The sequence below is a fragment of the Cellulosimicrobium sp. CpK407 genome (assembly GCF_051844275.1).
Lineage (GTDB): Bacteria > Actinomycetota > Actinomycetes > Actinomycetales > Cellulomonadaceae > Cellulosimicrobium > Cellulosimicrobium cellulans_G.
In genome coordinates this window covers 11,710-29,372 of sequence record NZ_JBGNYC010000006.1, presented here as the reverse complement: position 1 = coordinate 29,372, position 17,663 = coordinate 11,710, and the positions used below count along the sequence as shown (strand labels likewise).

The 17,663-nt window shown below is 75.0% G+C and carries 19 protein-coding genes and 1 riboswitch; of the genes, 12 read left to right on the top strand and 7 right to left on the bottom strand.

Features of this window, described 5'->3' with window-relative positions:
- The first annotated feature begins 48 nt into the window (after positions 1-48).
- The 4 genes from ABWU78_RS04435 (at position 49) to ABWU78_RS04420 (ending at position 2,155) form a co-directional block, all read left to right on the top strand.
- Positions 49-687 (top strand): TetR/AcrR family transcriptional regulator, encoded by a 639-nt coding sequence (locus tag ABWU78_RS04435; RefSeq protein ID WP_353708332.1) that lies wholly within the window; start codon positions 49-51, stop codon positions 685-687.
- Positions 684-965, top strand: coding sequence for a hypothetical protein (locus ABWU78_RS04430; protein WP_439157667.1), 282 nt, complete (start codon positions 684-686; stop codon positions 963-965). Before ABWU78_RS04435 ends, ABWU78_RS04430 begins: the two co-directional genes overlap by 4 nt.
- 151 nt (positions 966-1,116) lie before the next feature.
- Positions 1,117-1,755 (top strand): WXG100 family type VII secretion target, encoded by a 639-nt coding sequence (locus tag ABWU78_RS04425; RefSeq protein WP_439157666.1) that lies wholly within the window; start codon positions 1,117-1,119, stop codon positions 1,753-1,755.
- Positions 1,756-1,891: 136 nt separating this feature from the next.
- Positions 1,892-2,155, top strand: a complete 264-nt coding sequence (locus ABWU78_RS04420; protein ID WP_353708329.1) for a hypothetical protein — start codon at positions 1,892-1,894, stop codon at positions 2,153-2,155.
- 30 nt (positions 2,156-2,185) lie between these two features.
- On the opposite strand, the gene ABWU78_RS04415 is transcribed toward ABWU78_RS04420, so the two are convergent.
- Both ABWU78_RS04415 and ABWU78_RS04410 read right to left on the bottom strand, forming a co-directional pair.
- Complete coding sequence (locus ABWU78_RS04415; protein ID WP_439157665.1) at positions 2,186-4,912, bottom strand: polynucleotide kinase-phosphatase; 2,727 nt, start codon at positions 4,910-4,912, stop codon at positions 2,186-2,188.
- Complete coding sequence (locus tag ABWU78_RS04410; protein ID WP_439157664.1) at positions 4,909-6,432, bottom strand: 3' terminal RNA ribose 2'-O-methyltransferase Hen1; 1,524 nt, start codon at positions 6,430-6,432, stop codon at positions 4,909-4,911. The genes ABWU78_RS04415 and ABWU78_RS04410 overlap by 4 nt, the downstream gene beginning before the upstream one ends.
- Before the next feature lie 294 nt (positions 6,433-6,726).
- Between ABWU78_RS04410 and ABWU78_RS04405 the strand changes: the two genes are divergently transcribed.
- Positions 6,727-7,485, top strand: coding sequence for a TetR/AcrR family transcriptional regulator (locus ABWU78_RS04405; protein ID WP_253054054.1), 759 nt, complete (start codon positions 6,727-6,729; stop codon positions 7,483-7,485).
- 149 nt (positions 7,486-7,634) lie between these two features.
- Positions 7,635-7,758: riboswitch (FMN riboswitch) on the top strand.
- Positions 7,759-7,908: 150 nt separating this feature from the next.
- Positions 7,909-8,607 (top strand): nicotinamide riboside transporter PnuC, encoded by a 699-nt coding sequence (pnuC, locus tag ABWU78_RS04400; protein WP_253054056.1) that lies wholly within the window; start codon positions 7,909-7,911, stop codon positions 8,605-8,607.
- Between the two features lie 31 nt (positions 8,608-8,638).
- On the opposite strand, the gene ABWU78_RS04395 is transcribed toward pnuC, so the two are convergent.
- Together ABWU78_RS04395 and ABWU78_RS04390 are read right to left on the bottom strand one after the other, a co-directional pair.
- Positions 8,639-9,310, bottom strand: a complete 672-nt coding sequence (locus tag ABWU78_RS04395; protein ID WP_439157663.1) for a hypothetical protein — start codon at positions 9,308-9,310, stop codon at positions 8,639-8,641.
- A 9-nt stretch (positions 9,311-9,319) separates the two neighbouring features.
- Entirely contained in the window at positions 9,320-9,667 is a 348-nt protein-coding gene (locus tag ABWU78_RS04390; RefSeq protein ID WP_439157662.1) for a VOC family protein, read from the bottom strand.
- Positions 9,668-9,864: 197 nt separating this feature from the next.
- Between ABWU78_RS04390 and ABWU78_RS04385 the strand changes: the two genes are divergently transcribed.
- The 3 genes from ABWU78_RS04385 to ABWU78_RS04375 all read left to right on the top strand — a co-directional run bounded on the left by ABWU78_RS04385 (position 9,865) and on the right by ABWU78_RS04375 (position 12,789).
- Positions 9,865-11,115, top strand: a complete 1,251-nt coding sequence (locus ABWU78_RS04385; RefSeq protein WP_439157661.1) for an acyl-CoA dehydrogenase family protein — start codon at positions 9,865-9,867, stop codon at positions 11,113-11,115.
- A 109-nt stretch (positions 11,116-11,224) separates the two neighbouring features.
- Positions 11,225-12,457: an acetyl-CoA C-acyltransferase gene (locus ABWU78_RS04380; protein ID WP_439157660.1), complete on the top strand. Its 1,233-nt coding sequence runs from the start codon at positions 11,225-11,227 to the stop codon at positions 12,455-12,457.
- A 203-nt stretch (positions 12,458-12,660) separates the two neighbouring features.
- On the top strand, positions 12,661-12,789 hold the full coding sequence (locus tag ABWU78_RS04375) for a hypothetical protein (protein WP_290445535.1): 129 nt from the start codon (positions 12,661-12,663) through the stop codon (positions 12,787-12,789).
- On the opposite strand, the gene ABWU78_RS04370 is transcribed toward ABWU78_RS04375, so the two are convergent.
- Positions 12,774-13,061 carry a hypothetical protein gene (locus tag ABWU78_RS04370; RefSeq protein WP_439157659.1) on the bottom strand — a complete coding sequence of 96 codons (288 nt, stop codon included), beginning with the start codon at positions 13,059-13,061 and terminating at the stop codon, positions 12,774-12,776. The two genes, ABWU78_RS04375 and ABWU78_RS04370, sit on opposite strands and share 16 nt — an antisense overlap.
- Positions 13,062-13,070: 9 nt before the next feature.
- Positions 13,071-13,562 carry an NUDIX domain-containing protein gene (locus tag ABWU78_RS04365; protein ID WP_439157658.1) on the bottom strand — a complete coding sequence of 164 codons (492 nt, stop codon included), beginning with the start codon at positions 13,560-13,562 and terminating at the stop codon, positions 13,071-13,073.
- A 217-nt stretch (positions 13,563-13,779) separates the two neighbouring features.
- Here ABWU78_RS04365 and ABWU78_RS04360 point away from each other — a divergent pair, with 217 nt between their 5' ends.
- The 3 genes from ABWU78_RS04360 (at position 13,780) to ABWU78_RS04350 (ending at position 15,655) form a co-directional block, all read left to right on the top strand.
- The gene (locus ABWU78_RS04360) at positions 13,780-14,175 is read left to right on the top strand and encodes a RidA family protein (RefSeq protein WP_439157657.1); all 396 of its coding nucleotides are present in this window, start codon (positions 13,780-13,782) and stop codon (positions 14,173-14,175) included.
- Positions 14,176-14,237: 62 nt separating this feature from the next.
- Entirely contained in the window at positions 14,238-14,960 is a 723-nt protein-coding gene (locus ABWU78_RS04355) for a phosphatase PAP2 family protein (RefSeq protein ID WP_439157656.1), read from the top strand.
- Positions 14,960-15,655 (top strand): phosphatase PAP2 family protein, encoded by a 696-nt coding sequence (locus ABWU78_RS04350; protein WP_439157655.1) that lies wholly within the window; start codon positions 14,960-14,962, stop codon positions 15,653-15,655. Before ABWU78_RS04355 ends, ABWU78_RS04350 begins: the two co-directional genes overlap by 1 nt.
- A 232-nt stretch (positions 15,656-15,887) precedes the next feature.
- Here the strand turns inward: ABWU78_RS04350 and ABWU78_RS04345 are convergent, their stop codons facing one another.
- Positions 15,888-17,639 carry a glycosyl hydrolase family 18 protein gene (locus tag ABWU78_RS04345; protein ID WP_439157654.1) on the bottom strand — a complete coding sequence of 584 codons (1,752 nt, stop codon included), beginning with the start codon at positions 17,637-17,639 and terminating at the stop codon, positions 15,888-15,890.
- Between the last annotated feature and the right edge of the window lie 24 nt (positions 17,640-17,663).

Here is a 17,663-nt window from a genome sequence, read left to right as displayed (position 1 = left end):
ACTCGTGGCAAGAGGTGTTCCACTGCGCGGAGGGCTATCGTGGGCCGCGTGACGGCACGAACCAGCGCGCGGGACGCCACCACCGCGCCGGCCCTCGCAGCGGCGCGCGACGGCGCGCCCGCGGAGAGCGGCACCCGCGCGCGCACGCGGCGCGCGATCCTCGACGCCGCGGTCGCCGTGCTCAGCACGGACAAGTCCGCGTCGCTCGGCGACGTCGCCCAGGCCGCGCAGGTGGGGCGCACGACGCTGCACCGCTACTTCCCCGAGCGGGCCGACCTCGTCGAGGCGATCGGGACCGAGGCCGTCGAGCGCACGCGCGCCGCGATCACCGCGGCCCGCCTCGACGACGGCGCCCCCGCGTCCGCGCTGCGCCGCCTCGCGTTCGAGTACTTCGACCTCGGCCCCTGGTACATGGTGCTGTTCAACGAGCTGTCCGGCGGCGAGCCCGAGTTCTGGGCGGAGTCCGACGCGGTGGAGGAGCCGGTGCGCGACCTCCTGCGCCGCGGCCAGGCGGACGGTGTGTTCGACGACCAGCTCAGCGTCGCGTGGCTCGTCCGCACGCTCTGGTGGATGCTCTTCAACGCGTGGGCGATGCACGACGAGGGCGAGGCGACGCGGGCCGACGCGCTGCGCATGGCCGTGCGCAGCATCGAGGGCGTGGCGCTCGCCCGCGAGGCCCGCCCGTGAGCACGGCCCCGACCCCGCGACCCGGCCTCGGCGAGCGCCTGCGGCGCTGGTGGCAGCGTGCCGACGAGGTGCGCACGGGCGTGCGCTGGGCGAGCGTGGGGACGGTCTTCGGCGGGATCGCCGTCGCGCTCGTGTGCCTCGTCCTCGTGCTGCGCGGCCGCGTCTGGGCGTGGTTCCCGCTCCTCGTCGCCGCCGCCGTCGCGCTGCGCGAGGTCCGCTACCTCCAGCGCACCGCGCGCGGCGGCCGACCCCGCTACCAGGAGAACGCGCCGCGCTGAGGTCCGAGCCGTGTGCGAGCCGACTCCGGACCGGTCCCGGACCTCGGTGGGCTCAGGGCACGGGGGGAGGTCTCCCCATCGTGCGTGCTCGCCGGTCCGGCTAGCGTCGACGGCGACCACGCTCGCTCGAGGACACGACGAAGGACGCCCGATGTCAGGATTCTGGGGAAGCAGTCCCTCCGAGCTGCGCAACCTCGCCGCGCGCGCGACAGACGCCCGCGGACTGCTCGAGGACGCCCGCCACGTGCTCGACACGGCCGTGCGCGCCACGTCCTGGTCGGGTCCGGACGGCGACGCCTTCCGCACGTCGTGGGCCGAGGAGCTCGCACCCCGTCTGAGCGCCGCGGCGCTCGTCGTCGACCACCTCTCGACGGCCCTTCGCCACAACGCCGCCCAGCAGGAGTCCTCGAGCGCACCGACCGGCCCCTCGGACGGGTGGGCGCTCCCGTCGATCCTTCGCGTCGGCTTTGCGTCCCCGTTCGAGCTCGAGGTCTGCGCACCCTTCGACCCCGACAAGGGGCCTTCTCCCCAGCCTCTCGCTCGGCCGGACCTCGACGACATCGTGGCGCTGCCCGCGCCGGTGCCCGACGGCATCGGTCCCGTCCGCTCCCTGCCCGAGCGCGCCCCCGTGCCCCCGGACCTCGACGGTATCCAGTCCCTGCCGGCACGAGTGCCTCCGGGGAGCATCCCGTCCCTCCCCGACCACGCGCCCCTCGATCTCGACGACATCCAGGCGCTCCCCGCGCACCTGGACCCGCCGGACGGCGCCTCGGAGCGGGTCTCCGAGTAGGCGGGTCATCCGGAGGTCGCACCCCGGTGGACCGCAGGATCCACCGGACGGGCGACGCGCCGGGGACGGGTCGACGGGAAGACTGGCGGCACGGCGTCGGGCAGCGGCGCCGGAGACCTCCGGAGGTGCTCCGCCCGTGACGACCCCGACTCCTGCCCGGGACGCTGCGTCCCCCGAGCAGCTCCCCGAGCCGTCGCCCCGGCAGCCCTCCGCCCGTGCGGCCGCGCGCGGCCTGCGCTTCACGGCGCGTCGCGGTGCCCGACGGCGCGAGGCCGACCCCGCGCAGCGCCCGGCCGTCCCGCCGGTCGAGCGGGCGAACGGCTGGCTCGTCGCGGTCGCGGTGCTCGGCGCCGCGGTCCTCTTCTCCGTCCTCGCGATGAACGCCTTCATGGGCGGCTGACGCCCCGCACGCCTCCCGCCGTCGTCGCCGTCACAGTCGCGGGTCGACGGGCTCCGACTCCAGCGCCAGCACCGCGAACACCGGCTCGTGGACGCGCCAGGTCGGCTCGCCGCGCGCCACCCGGTCCAGCGCCTCGAGGCCGAGCGCGTACTCCCGCAGCGCGAGGGACCGCTTGCGACCGAGCGACCGCTCGCGCAGCCGTTCGAGGTTGCGCTCCTCGGTGTACTCGGGGCCGTAGATGATGCGCAGGTACTCCCGGCCGCGGACCTTGAGCCCCGGCTGCACGAGCCCGCCGCCCTTCCCGGGAGCGCCCCGGCGCCGCACGAGGTTGGCGACCGGCTTGACCACCATGCCCTCGCCGCCGGCCGCCGTGAGCTCCTCCCACCAGGCCGTCCCCTCGGTGCGCGACGCGTCGTCGGCGAGGTCGACGACGACGCGCCGCGTCGTGCGGAACAGCGCCGGGTCCGCCGCGACGAGCCGGTCCGCGACGTCGAGGTGCCACAGGTGGTCTCGCTCGGCGTACGTCGTGCCGGCCGACTCCGCGGACCCGGCTCGCGCGGACGTCCCGCTCGCGAGCACCTGGAACGGCGCGACCTGCACGCCGCGCAGCGGGTCGGGCGCGGCGTCGCCGTCCACGGCCGCGCCCGTGTCCCAGCGGTAGCGCCGGTACGCCTCGACGAACAGTTCGGCGTCGGTCGACCGCCGCGCGGTCCGACGCCGGAGGTCGCCCACGTCGACGCCCCGCGCCTCCGCCGCGGCGAGGGCCGCCAGGGCCGCGGGCATGACCGCCCGTGCGGCCGCCCCGACGCTCGCGTACTGGTCGCGCAGGAGCTGGTCGGCCTTGAGCGACCACGGCAGCACCTCGGCGTCGAGCAGCACCCAGTCGGCGCCGAGAGCGTCCCACGTCCCGGCCGCGTCGAGGGCCGCGGCGACGCGCCCGAGCAGCAGCGCCGCCGTCGGCTCGTCGAAGAACGACCGCCCGGTGCGGGTGTGCACCGCGCCGGGCGCGTCGACCCCGAACCGCTCCGCGACGACGCGCGACCCGTCCGCCGACCCCGAGTCGCGCGCGACGAGCAGCACCGCGCGCGACCCCATGTGCTTCTCCTCGCACACGACCCGGTCGACGCCGTCGCGCGCGTACGCGGCGAACGCGCCGTCGGGGTGCTCGAGCAGGCCGGGCAGGGTCGAGGTCGCGACCGGGCTCATGGTCGGCGGCAGGTACAGCAGCAGCCGCGGGTCGACGGCGAACCGGCTCATGACCTCCAGCGCCCCCGCCGCCTGCTCCTCGCCGACGGTCAAGCGCCCGTGCGTCGCGGTCTCGACGGCGCGCCGCCCGAGCACGTCGGCGACGGAGAGCAGGTCGGGCTCGCGCACCGGCGCGCCGTCCGAGCGCTCCGGCAGGAACGGGCGCGCCGGCGCGTAGTACTCGCGCGCGGCCGGGACCTGCACCACCTCCTTCTCCGGGTAGCGCAGCGCAGACAGCCTTCCGCCGAACACGCACCCCGTGTCGAGGCACATCGTGTTGTTGACCCACTCGGCCTCGGGCGTCGGCGTGTGCCCGTACAGGACCATGGCGCGACCGCGGTAGTCGTCCGCCCAGGGGTAGCGCACGGGCAGCCCGAACTCGTCGGTCTCGCCCGTGGTGTCGCCGTAGAGCGCGAAGCTGCGCACCCGCCCGGACGCCCGGCCCTGGTAGGACTCCTTGAGACCCGCGTGCGCGACCACGAGGCGCCCGTCGTCGAGCACGAGGTGGGAGACGAGGTCGCGGCAGAACTCCGCGACCTCGCGGCGGAACTCCTCGGGCTCTTCGGCGAGCTGGGCGAGCGTCGTCTCCAGGCCGTGGGAGACCTTGACGTCGCGCCCACCGAGCGCGCGCACGAGCTTGTGCTCGTGGTTGCCCGGCACCGCGAGCGCGCGGCCGGACCGGACCATGCCCATCGCGAGGCGGAGCACGCCCGGGGAGTCGGGACCGCGGTCCACGAGGTCGCCGAGGAAGATCGCCCGCCGCCCCGCGGGGTGCGCGGCGTCGACGGGCCGGCCCGCGTCGTCGCGCACGACGGCGTAGCCCAGCTCGCCGAGGAGCGTCACCAGCTCGTCGAGGCAGCCGTGCACGTCGCCGATCGCGTCGAACGGGCCGTGCTCGTCGCTACGGTCGGTGAGCAGCGGCGTGCGCACGACCCGCGCGGCCGCGACCTCCTCCTCCCCGCGCAGCACGTGCACGGTGCGGAAGCCCTCGCGCTGCAGGCTCTTGAGCGACGACCGCAGCGCCGCGCGCTGACGCGTCACGACGTGCGCGCCGAACCTGCGGTCCGCACACGCCGCGTTGCGCTCGACCGCGACCTTCTCGGGCACGTCGAGGACGATCGCGACGGGCAGCACGTCGTGGGCGCGCGCGAGGGCGACGAGGGTCTTGCGGGCCTCGCGCTGCACGTTCGTCGCGTCGACGACGGTGAGCAGGTTCGCCTCGAGCCGCTTCGACACGATGGTCTCGAGCACCTCGAAGGCGGCCTTCGTGGCCGCCTGGTCGTTCTCGTCGTTCGACACGAGGCCGCGGCACACGTCCGACGACACCGTCTCGTACGGGCCGAAGTGCTCGCGCGCGAACGTCGACTTCCCCGAGCCGGAGACGCCGACGAGCACCACGAGGCTCGACGCGGGGACGCGCAGGTCGCGCGTCGCTCCCGCGCTCTCGGCCGCGTGCTCCGTCGTGTTCTCGGCCGCGGGCTCGCTCGTCCGCGATGTCGTCCGCTCGCTCATCGGGCCTCCTCCCCCTCGCGCGTGTCGGCTCCTGCCGCGGTCGGCGCGTCGTGCACGACGGCCCCCTCCGGCACGAGCGTGAGGACCACCAGCTGCGTGGGCGCCCCGACGTCCGGCGCGAGCGGTCCGACGTCGCGGTGCTCGACCGCGTACCCGTACCGCTCCGCGGCGTCGCCCGCCCACGCGCGCAGCTCGGCGCGCGTCCACTCGAACCGGTGGTCGGGGTGCCGCACCCGGCTCCCGCCCGGCCCGTCGAGCAGGTTCGGGTAGTGCACGTTGTACTCCGCGTTGGGCGTCGTGACGACGACGGTGCGCGGCCGCGCGTGCCCCAGCACCGCGTGCGCCAGCGCGTCGAGGCGCGACGGGTCCACGTGCTCGACGACCTCCATGAGGACCGCGGCGTCGAACCCCGTGAGCCTGTCGTCGGTGTACGTGAGGGACGACTGGAGCAGGCGCACGCGCTCGCGCTCGGCGTCGCTCGCCTCGTGCAGGCGCAGCCGGGCGGCCGCGCGCTCGAGCTCGCGCGCGGAGACGTCGGTGCCGAGGACGCGCGTGAACGTCCGGTCGGCGGCGAGCCGGCGCAGGAGCATGCCCTCGCCGCAGCCGAGGTCGACGACGGTCCGCGCGCCGACCTCGTGCAGCACCCCGAGCACCGCGTCCGCGCGCTGCCGGGCGAGCGGCGGCTCCGGCACGTCCGCCCCGGGTGACGTCGCGCCGTCGGGCGAGACCTCGCCGTCGGGCTCGGCCACGTCCGCGGGCGCGGCGCCGTCGAGCGCGGCGAGGCGCGCCGTCGCGTCCTCGACGTAGCGGCGCTGGTGCGCGAGGTAGCGGCGCAGGATCCGCGCGCGCTCGGGGTGGTCGGCGAGCCAGCCGCCGCCCGCGCGCACGAGCTTGTCCACCTCGTCCGTGGACACCCAGTAGTGCTTCGCGTCGTCGAGCACGGGCAGCAGCACGTAGAGCTGCGCGAGCGCGTCGGCGAGCCGTCGCGTGCCGCGCAGGCGCAGGTCGACGTACCGCGAGGCGCCCCACGCCGGGACGGCCGGGTCGAGCGGCTCCGCGGTCGCCGTCACGTGCCAGCCCAGCGGCTCGAAGAGCCGGCGCGCCAGGTCGGGCCCACCGCGGCAGGGCAGGGACGGGACGTGCACGTCCAGCGGGAGCTCGACGTCCGGCAGCTCGGGCCGGGCGTCGCACCGCCCCGCCATGGCCGTCGCGAACACCTTGCCCAGCGCGACGGCGACCATCGACGAGGCGGCGTACGGCCGGTCGTTGACGTACTGCGCGAGGGCGAAGGCGTCGCCGCCACCGAAGCGCTTGTTCCGCACGATCCCGACCGGGTCGACCTCGAGCAGCAGCGCGACCTCGCACCGCGCCGCCGTCGCCTCGGGGTAGAACACGTGCGCGCGGCCCACGGGCAGGTCGAACACCTGGGCACGGTCCGGGTGCTTGTGCAGCAGGAACCCGAGGTCGGTGGCGTCGTCGAGCGTCCCCGGGGTCGCCGTCGCGGCGAGGGTCACGAGCATGGGCGCCATGGTGTCATCCGACGCCGGGCAGGGCACCGGGATTGTGGACGGCCACGCAGCCTGTGGACGGCCACCGTTTTCAGCCCCTCCGCCCATCGACGCGGACGCTCGGGAGGTCTACCGTCGAACCACGGGCGCCGCTGCCCACGGCACGCGCCCGGCCAACGTCCAGCCGGCGGCCGCACGGGGTCGCCACGGCCGAGTGCGGGCCTTCGGGCCCGGGGGACGACTGCAGGGAGCGCCGGCGCTCGGCCGGAAGGGGCGCGCGAGCGGGACCGGTGTACCGTCCGGTGCATGACCGACGTCCGCAGCCGCACCCACGCCCAGGCCGTCGACGCAGCGATCGAGCTCTTCACCCGCAAGGGGTACGAGCAGACGACCGTCGAGGAGATCGCCGACGCCGCCCAGGTCAGCCGCGCCACCTTCTTCCGCCGCTACGGCTCCAAGGAGGACGTGGTCTTCGCGGACCACGAGCTCCTGCTCGACGAGGTCGTCGTCATGCTCGCCGCGACGCGGCCCGTGCCCGACGCGGAGGGCCGCCTCACGCCGGACCCCGCCGTCGACCCGTACGTCGAGGTCTGCCGCGCGGCGCGGCTCGTGTTCGACCACCACGTCGGGCAGCGGGAGACGTCGCTCGCGCGGTGGCAGCTCCTCCAGCAGGTGCCGGCGCTGCGCGACCGCGAGCTCGTCACGACGCACCGCTACGAGCGCGCCTTCACCGCGTACCTGCGCGACGCGCTCCCGCCGGACGAGCGCCGGTCGACCGCGTCCATCGCGTTCGCCGCGTCGGTCGTCGCCGTCCACAACGCGCTCCTGCGCCGGTGGCTGCGCTCCCCCGACCAGGACCTGCGCCCCCAGCTCGAGGAGGCGTTCGCGGACCTGCGCCGCGCCGCCGTCGGCCGGTACGCCGCGCCCGACGGCGCCGCCCAGGAGCGCAGCGGGGACGGCACGCCCACGGCGCGCCGCGTCGTCGTGACCGTGGTGGACGCCGACGCGGACGCGCAGGGCGTCGCGGACGACGTCGCGCGCGCCGTCCGCGACGCGCTCGCGTGACCAGCTGAGATCGGCAGCTTCTGCCGAGTTCGGTCATCGCGACTGCCGACCTCGGTCGGATGTGCCGATGTCGCGTATCGAGTGACCGATCGGCGCGGCGTCGGGGAATGCGCCGGTAGCATCGGCGGTTGCAGAACGCAGTACGCACGAACGTGCTCCGGGGTCGGTGCAATTCCGAGCCGGCGGTGACAGTCCGCGACCCGCGCCCACGCGCGGTTGACCTGGTGGAACTCCAGGACCGACGGTGACAGTCCGGATGGGAGGAAGCACGTGCGGCGCCGCCGTCCTCGGCCGGGCTCTCGCGAGCCCGCGCGACGGGGCTCGGCCTCGCCGTGGTGAGCGACGCCGTCGGGCCCTCGTGGCCCGGCCCCGCCGCCCGCCCTCACCCCGGAGCACGCGTGCCCGGGAGGACGAGGACATCCGATGGACCTGATCCACGCGCTGTTCGACGCGCAGCTGACGATCGGCGACCAGCACCTGCTGTGGCGCGAGATCGTGGGCAACGGGTTCGGCCTGGCGTCGGCGCTGGGCGGCATGCGGCGCAAGGTGTGGGCGTGGCCGGTGGGCATCGTCGGCAACCTGCTGCTGCTCACGGTGTTCCTCGGCGCGGTCTTCGCGACGCCCAACCCCGTCAACCTGCTCGGCCAGGCCGGGCGGCAGGTCATGTTCGTCGTCGTGTCGGTGTACGGGTGGGTGCAGTGGCGCCGGACCCAGGCCCGGCTCGGCGAGACCGACGCCGACAGCCACGGCGTCGCCGTCGTGCCGCGCTGGGCGTCGTGGCGCCAGCGCGCGTTCCTCCTCGTCGCGCTCGTCGGCGGGACGGCGCTGCTCACGCCCCTGTTCCGGGCGCTCGAGTCGTACGAGCCCGTCTGGGCCGACGCGTGGATCTTCATGGGCTCGCTGCTCGCGACGTACGGCATGGCCAAGGGTTGGGTCGAGTTCTGGCTGATCTGGGTCGCGGTGGACGTCGTGGGCGTGCCGCTGCTGATCTCGGCCGGGTTCTACGCGTCCGCGTTCATGTACGTGTTCTACGGCGCGTTCACGCTCGTCGGGTTCTTCGTGTGGTGGCGCGTCAACCGGCGCGCGACGGCCGAGGCCGAGGCGGCAGGCGCGCCCGCCTGACCCGGGTGCCTGCGGCCGGGTCAGCCGCGGGTCAGTCCTCGAACAGCATCCGGTCCGACGGCGCGGCGCGGCTCGCGCGCAGCGCCGGGTCCGTGCACAGCGCCTCGACGAGCGCGTCGCTCCCGCCCACGTAGGTCGCGGCGGCGTCGATCTCGGTCCCGACGAACCACGACCGGTCCTCGGGCCACCACAGGTTGGGCGGCTGCTCGTGGTCGCGGAACGCGCCGACGTCGGCGAGGGTCCCCGTCCACAGGTGGTACTCGCGGTGCGGGAGCAGGAGCATCGGCGCGGCCGGGCGCTCGACGAGCGTCGGCGCGAGCTGCTCCCACGCCTCGGCGACCGCGCGCTCGATCTCCGCGGCGGTCGGCCGCGGCTCGTCCTCGGGCCACCCGACGAGCGGCGCGACGCCCGAGCCGGTCCGCGGGTCCGCGCCGTGGTCGTAGAGGAACGCGTGGCCCGTCCACAGGGCGAGGTGCACGGGCTGGTCGCCGGTGAAGGGCGCGAGCGCCGCAGCCAGGGCGTCGGTCTGCGTCGCGAGCGTGACGTCGTCGTCCCAGCCCGGGTGCGGGACGCACGCGTACGCCGCGTAGCCGCGCGGGACCGTGCCGTCGACGCGCGGGCCGAACTCCCCGAGGCGCGGCGCGATCCACGCGCCCGCGGAGGCGTCGTCGTCCCAGGTCACCCGGTCGGCCGGCGTCGTCACGCACGCACCCTACGACGACGGGAGCGCGCCGCTGAGCCCGATCTCGTTGCCGTCGGGGTCGCGGAACACGGTCTTCACGACCCCGCCGTCGTAGGTCTCGCGGCGGTCCGGCTCGATGCCCCGGCCCGAGGCCGCAGCGAGGAACGCGTCGACGTCGTCGCGGAACACCGTGACGACGCCGTGGCCGGCGTGCTCGGGCACCTGCTCGACGACGAGCCACCGGCGCTCGGCGAGCTCCCACACGGACTCGGTGGGCGTCGCGACGAACGTCGGGGCCGACCCGAGCAGGCGCACGTACCAGTCGCGCGCCGGGTCGTGGTCGCGCACGTGCATCGTCACGAACAGGTCGAGTGCCATCTCTCGACGGTAGGACGGAGGTCGCGAGATCGCACGGCGCCGTGGATCCGGTGCGATACGCCGTCTCAGATTGACTGATACCGGGTATCGCTGCACTATGGGAGAGGCCGCCGCCGACGCCGGGCCCCGCACCCGGGAACCCGCGCCGGAGCCGGTCGCGCACGACCGACCCCAGCCGCCCTCCCAGGGGAGCACCGATGCCTACCACCCCGATCATGCCCGGAGTCACCGAGCCCACCTACGACCTCGCGACCCCGCTCGACCTCGACTACGCCGGCGCGTTCGCCGACGCGACCGAGGAGGACCGCGCCCACCAGCAGCGCGTCCGGCAGTTCGTCCAGGACGAGGTGCTCCCGGTCATCGACGACTACTGGGAGCGCGCCGAGGTCCCGTTCGACCTCGTCAAGCGCATGGGTGAGCTCGACCTGCTGCGCGACGGCGTCGACGTCGAGGGCCGCCCGCGCGTGAGCCTGCTCGGCGCGGGCCTCGCCGCGATGGAGATGTCGCGCGGCGACGGCTCCGTCGCGACGATCTGCGGCGTCCAGGGCGGTCTCGCGCTGCGCAGCATCCAGATGCTCGGCTCTGGCGAGCAGCGGGCGAGGTACGCCGAGCCCATGGCGCGCGGGGAGATCCTCGGCGCGTTCGCGCTCACCGAGCCCACCCACGGCTCGGACTCCGTCTCGCTCGAGACGACGGCGCGCAAGGAGACGCGCGACGGCGTCGAGGGCTACGTGCTGAACGGCGAGAAGAAGTGGATCGGCAACGGGTCGTCGGGGCACATCACGGTCGTGTGGGCGCGGCTGGTCGGCGACGCCGAGCACGGAGCCGACGGCCAGGTCCACGGGTTCGTCGTGCCGCAGGACACCCCCGGCTACACGGGCACGACCATCACCGGCAAGGTGTCGCTCCGCGCGATCTGGCAGGCGCACGTCGTGCTCGACGACGTGTTCGTCCCCGCCGAGAACGCCCTGCCCGGCGCGCGGTCGTTCAAGGACACCTCGCGCGTGCTCTTCGCGACGCGCCTCGGGGTGGCGTGGGCCGCCGTCGGGCACGCGGTGGCCTGCTACGAGGCCGCGGTCGCGTACGCGACGCAGCGCGTCCAGTTCGGGCGCCCGCTCGCCGCGAACCAGATGGTGCAGGAGCGCCTCACCAAGATGCTCTCGACGATCACGCAGCTCCAGCTCCTCGTCGCGCAGATGACGCGCCTCGACGAGGCGGGGACGCTCACCGGCCCGCAGGCGTCGCTCGCCAAGTACACGTGCACCCGCGGGGCCCGCGAGGTCGCGGCGAGCGCGCGCGACCTCCTCGGCGGCAACGGGATCCTGCTCCAGAACCGCGTCGCGCGGCACTTCGCCGACATCGAGGCCCTGCACACGTACGAGGGCACCGAGTCGGTCCAGGCGCTCATCGTCGGACGCGACATCACGGGCGTCTCCGCGTTCGTCTGACGGTCCCGAGGGCGCACGCCCTCCCCCCGCTCCCCGGCGCCGCTCGCCCCTCCTCGCGGCGCCGGGGCTCCTTCCTGTTCGCCCCGTCTCCTCCCCGGATCGGAGTCCCATGAGCACCGCCGCCAGCCCCCTGCCCGACGCCGCCGCCGTCACCCCCGAGGACGAGGTCACCCCGGTCCTCCTGCACGGCGCACGCACCCCGTTCGCGCGCTTCCGCGGCGCGCTCGCCTCGCTCTCGGCCGCCGAGCTCGGCGCGCACGCGATCCGCGGCGCGCTCGCGGCCGCGGGCGTCGCGCCGGAGCAGGTCGACACGGTGATCGTCGGGCAGGTCGTGCAGGCGGGCGCCAAGCAGGGCCCCGCGCGCCAGGCCGCGATCCTCGCGGGCCTCGGCTGGGACGTGCCCACCGTGACGATCAACAAGCTGTGCCTCTCGGGCCTCACCGCGATCATCGACGCGGCCCGGCTGGTCCGCACGCGCGAGGCGAGCGTCGTCGTCGCGGGCGGCCAGGAGTCCATGACGAACGCCCCGCACCTGGTCGTCGGGTCGCGCGCCGGGTTCGCGTTCGGGGACGTGACGATGGCCGACTCCCTCACGCACGACGGCCTCAACGACCCGTTCAGCGGAGAGGTCATGGGCGAGCTCACCGACCGCGGCTGCGCGACGCGCGGCATCGGCCGCCCCGAGCAGGACGCGTTCGCGCTGCGCTCGCACCAGCGGGCCGCCGCGGCGCGCGACGCCGGGCGCCTCGCCGAGGAGATCGCCCCGGTCGAGGTGCCGCAGCGGCGGGGCGAGCCGGTCGTCGTCGAGCACGACGAGGGCGTGCGCGCCGACACGACGCTCGAGGCCCTGGAGCGGCTGCGCCCGGCCTTCGTGCAGGACGGGACCATCACCGCCGGGTCGAGCTCGCCGCTGTCCGACGGCGCGGCGGCGGTCGTCGTCGCGAGCCGCGCCTTCGCGAAGCGCAACGGCCTGCCGTGGCTCGCCGAGATCGGTGCGGCGGGGCAGGTCGCGGGACCCGACAACTCGCTGCACTCCCAGCCGGCGCGGGCCATCGAGGCCGCCGTCCAGCGCGAGGGGATCGCCGCGGCGGACCTCGACCTCGTGGAGATCAACGAGGCGTTCGCCGCCGTCGCGCTGCAGTCGGTCGCGGACCTCGGCATCGACGCGGACGTCGTGAACACCGACGGCGGCGCCATCGCGCTCGGCCACCCCGTCGGCGCGTCCGGCGCCCGCCTCGCGCTGCACCTCGCGCTCGCGCTGAAGCGCCGTGGCGGTGGCGTCGGCGCAGCGGCGCTGTGCGGTGGCGGCGGTCAGGGCGACGCGCTGATCTTGCGGGCCTGACGCCCTCGTCGGGCGCGCAAGACCCCGCCGCACGCGCTTGCCCGAGCGAACCACCCGACCCTGGTGCACGATGCTGCACCAGGGTCGGCGCGTTCCGGTCGCCGCGGTGTGACGCAGATCGCGCCGAGGTCGGCCGGAACCGCGTCATGGATCGCGTCGGGCGCGGTCTCTCTCCCTGGAACCACCCCGACGAGAGGACCGCCATGACCACCGTGACCGAGGCAGCCCGCCGCACCGCGAGCCGCGCGCGGCACTCGCACCTGTCCGCCGCCGCCGTCGTGCTCGTCGGCCTCGTCGCCGGTTTCGCCGCGGCGCCCTACCTGCTGGGCTGACCCGGACCACCGTCCGGCCCGTCCGGCGGGCGCTCGCCGCGGAACGAGTCGACGAACCCCCAGACCGCGCTCCCGACCCCGCTGAGGCAGAGGATCGAGACCAGGGTCAGCATCAGGGCCTCGGCGACGTCGCCCGCGAGCCAGGCCTGGACCGCGCCCGCCACGACGAAGGGGCCGACCAGAGCGCACAGCACCAGCACCGCGACGGCCCACCAGCGGCGTCGTCGCTGGTCGCGCGGCGGCTTCGAGAGCCCGTAGTGATACAGCGCCACGCCCGGAGCCTACGGCTCGACGGCAGGGTCGCGGGCGTCCGCCAGCCGCTCCTCGAGGCGGTCGAGCAGCGGGACCTGGCCCGCGACGACGAGGCCGCGAGCCCGTGCGAGCGGGAACCAGCCGGCCCGGTCGAGCTCGGGGAACTCCTGCATCCGCCCCGAGCGCGGCGGCCACTCCAGCGCGAACGTGTTGCTGGAGATCGCCGCGACGTCGAGGTCCGCCTCGCGTGCCCACGCCGCGACGAGCTTCCCCGCACGCTGACGCACGGTGCCGAGGTCGAGGTCGGGCGCCTCCGCCGCCGGGGCCGGGACGCCGAGCTCCTCCGCGAACTCGCGCAGCGCCGCGGCGTGACCGTCCTCGCCCGGCTCCACCTCGCCCTTGGGGATCGTCCAGCCGCCCGCGTCCTTGCGCGCCCACAGCGGTCCGCCCATATGCCCGAGGAGCACCTCGACGACGTCGTCACGGAACCGGTAGAGCACGAGCCCTGCTGACTGCTTCACCCCTCCTTCCTACACAGCCGACGGCGGGACGGCCCGTCGGGGGCCGTGCCCCGGGTTTCATCGTGGGCGGGTCGTGGTCCTGGGTGGGCGGGCCGGGCTCCTTTCCCGCCGTGGTCGTGGGTGAAGGCGGGGGCCGGGTTCCTCGCCCGCCGTGGGCCTGTGGGTGGCCGCGCGTAGCGTCGGTCGCCTCAGGACCAGACCGCAGGAGGGGACGACCATGACCACGCCGAGCGTCACGCACCTCAACCCGGCCGGGCTGCACCGCAACCCGGCCTTCTCCCAGGGCACGATCGTCGAGACCGGCCGCACGCTCTACGTCGGCGGCCAGAACGGGACCGACGCCGAGGGCGCGATCGTCGAGGGCGGCATCGCGGCCCAGACCGCGCAGGCGCTGCGCAACGTCCTCGCCGTGCTGGCGGAAGCGGGCGCGGGGTCGCAGGACGTCGCGCGGCTCGCCGTCTACCTCGACCCCGAGGCCGACCTCATGGCGGGCTTCGCCGCCGTCGGCGAGGTCTGGGGTCCGCACCCCGCGGCGGTGACGGTCCTCCGGGTGGGGATCGGCCGGCCCGGTGCTCTCGTCGAGATCGAGGCGGTCGCGGCCCTGCCCGCCTGAGGCGCTCGGGCTGACACCCCTCTCCACGGGCGTACGGCCGTAGCCCCGGCTACCGTCCGGGGGTGCCCGCCGACCCTGCCCTGCGCCGCTCGCTCGGGCGTGCCAGGAGGCGCGCGCTGGGGAGAGCCGCGGTGTACGGGATCGCGGCCTCCGTCCCGGTGCTCGTGCTCGCGTGGCTCGTGCGCGCGGAGTCGGGGCTCGTCGTCGAGGCCGACCGCGCCGCCGTCGCCGCGGCGACCGGGTTCACCGGCGAGCGGCCCGCGTTCGAGCGCACCCTGCTCGTGGGGCAGGAGGTGCTCGCCGCGCGGTGGATGAACCTCGCCGCGATGGGCGTGTGCCTCTGGGCGTGGCGACGCCACGGCCTCGGGACACGGGCCGCCTGGGCAGCCGGGACGATCTGGGGCGCGTGGGCGCTCGGGCTCGGCGCGAAGGAGCTCGTCGATCGCGCGCGTCCCGTCGTCGAGGACGCGGTGGCCGTCGTGCCCGGGTCCAGCTTCCCCTCCGGGCACGCGATGAACGCAGCCGCCGTCGGGGTGAGCCTCACGGTGCTCGTCTGGCCGCTGCTCGGCCGTCGTGGCCGCGTGGCCGTCGTCGGCGGGGCGACCGCGCTGGCGCTCGTCACCGCGGCCGACCGCGTGCTGCTCGGCGCGCACTACCCGTCCGACGTCGTCGGCGGCATCCTCTTCGGCGGCGCCGTCGCGGGGGCGTCCGCCGTCGGCTACCACGGGTGGACGTCCGCCCGGTCTGCCCGCTCTTCCGGCTCCGCTCCCAGGAACGAGGTCTGATGCATCCCTTCGTGCACCGCTACGAGCTCGACACGTCCAGGCCCACCGCGAAGGAGGTGCTGCGCGACGTCGGGCTCCGGGCCTTCCTCCCCGGCGCGGTCCTGTGGGTCCTCATCGTCGCGACCGGTTTCCTCGTGACCGGTCCGCTGGGCGACCTGCCCGGCGAGGTCGGGGTGAACCGGTGGCTCGAGCAGCGACGCACGCCCTTCTGGGACACCGTGACCGACCTGTTCTCGCTGATCGGCACCACCGAGTTCATCATCGGCGGGACGGTGCTCACCATCGCGCTCGTCTGGTGGCGCACGCGGCAGTGGTGGTTCGCCGTCGTGCCCGCGCTCGCCGTCGCGCTCCAGGCCCTGATCTTCCTCACGTCGTCGATCGTCGTCGGGCGCGAGCGCCCCGACGTCTCGCGGCTCGACGAGGCGCCGCCCACGTCGAGCTTCCCCTCCGGCCACACCGGCGCGTCCGCGGCGTTCTACCTGACCCTCGCCCTGCTCGCGCAGCGCATCGCCCACCCCGTCCTGCGCGTCGTCGTCACGATCCTGTGCTGTCTCGTGCCGCTCGCGGTGGGCCTGTCCCGCCTCTACCGCGGCGCCCACGGCCCGGCCGACGTGGTCGTCGGGCTGGTCAACGGCATCGTCTGCTGCATCCTCGCCTGGAACTACCTGCGCCGCGACGTCCGCACCCAGCGCTGAGGGCGACGCCCACCGCGCGAGATAGAGGCCCGGTCGGCCGAGGTAGAGGCCCGGTCGCCCGAGGTAGAGGCCTGGTCCCGCGAAGTCGAGGCCCGGTCCCGCGAGGTAGCGGCCTGGTCGGTGCGTACTGTCCCCGTACGACGACGACGGCGGGCCCCGTCCTGAGACCGGGCCCGCCGTCGTCGTGCGGTGGTCGTCCCGGGCGATGCGCGCGCCCGGACGACCCGTCAGATCACGCGCAGAGACCCACCGGGTCCCACGAGCCCCACGTCACGGACCCGGGCAGCTCGCCCTGGGTCCACCACTGGGCCGTGTAGTTGACCCCGGCGCGGGACACGGTCTGACCGCCGGTGTAGACGGCCTCGCGCGACCATGCCGGGGCACAGTCCGCGACCTCGACCTCGGGCGCCGTGCCGCAGGGACCGATCTTCTTCCAGGCGTTGGACGCGCCCGGCTCCTGGTTACGGGTCCACCACTGGGCCTTGTACTCCGAGCCCTCGTGCGAGACGACCTCGCCACCGGTGTAGACGCCCGTGCCGTACCAGGGCACCGCGCACTCGTCGGCCACGCCGGGACCGGGGGTCGCCGCACGGAACGTCGAGCCCAGCGCGTCACCCAGCTCGTTGCGGTAGTCGCCCGAGAGGTCCCACCACATCGCGCCGCCGTAGCCCTGCGTCGCGACGAACTCGGCCTTCGCCGTCACGGACGCCGGGTCGTCGTAGCTCCACCACTGGTCGCCGTCGTAGAGCCAGCTCGCGCCGATCTCCGGGTCGAAGTACTGCTCGCCGTCGAACGACCGCAGCTCGGCGTACGTCTTGGTGCCGACGTAGCCCGCGGCGGGCTGCCAGCCCTGCGAGCCGTCCTCGACGCCGTACCAGCCGTGGCCGTACGCCGCCAGGCCCGCGTTGACCTGCGACGGGTCGGCGCCCGCGTTGACGTACATGCCGAGCGCGCCGTCGAGCCCGAGGCCCCAGTTCTGCGTGCCATCAGGGTGCAGGTTGCCCTGGTGGCCCGTCTGGTTCGGCACCCAGCCGCCGTGGAAGTCGTAGCCCTGGACGTTGAGGAAGTCCACGACGGCGAACAGGCGCGGGTCGAGCCAGCCGCCCTGGCCCGCGTTCCAGCCACCCGCCGGCGCGAACGCCGTGAGGAGGTAGTCCTCGCCGTTCGTCGCGCCGCGCGCGTCGAGCTCGTTGCGGAACTCCTCCATGAGGAGCAGGAAGTTCTCCTTGTCCTCAGGGCGAGCGTTCGCCGTCTCGCCGCCCGTGACCGGCCACTCCCAGTCGATGTCGATGCCGTCGAAGATGCCGGCCGCGGCACCCGGGCCACCCTTGCCGTCGACGACCGGCAGGTTGCCGTCGATGTACAGGTCGAGGCACGAGTCGACGAGCGCGGTGCGGCCCTCGGCCGTGGACGCCGCCTCGGAGAAGTTGTCGGACCAGGTCCAGCCGCCGAGCGAGATGAGGACCTTGGTGTCGGGGCTGACGGCCTTCAGCTTCTTGAGCTGGTTGAAGTTGCCGGCGAGCTTCTGGCCGGGCTTGTCGGCCTTGCCGTCGACGGAGTCCTTGGCCGCGACCTCCGCGACGAAGTCGTTGAGGGGGTCGCCCTCGCCGGGGACGTCGGCGATGTCGCACACGAGGTCGGTCGTGACGTTGCCGAAGGCGTAGTTGATGTGCGTGAGGTCCTCGATCGCGCCGGTGCGGACGAGGTCGGCCACGTGGAAGTCGCGGGTCACGCGCGAGTCGGCCATGACGTAGCCGACGCTGCGGAATCCGTTGATGTCCGACGGCCCGGCGACGGAGGCCGCCGGCTTGGCCGTGGGCTGCGGCGCCGCCACAGCGGGCGACGCGAAGGTGGCCGCGGTCAGGGCGAGCGCCCCGGCGACGGCGGTGGCGGCGACCACGCGCGAGCGGGTGGTCGGTGCGGGCGAGGTCTTGGCGAGCGAGCGGCCCGAGGAGGCCGCGCTGGGTGTCGATCGATCGTTCATGAAGGCCTCGTTGCTCTTCGGCCC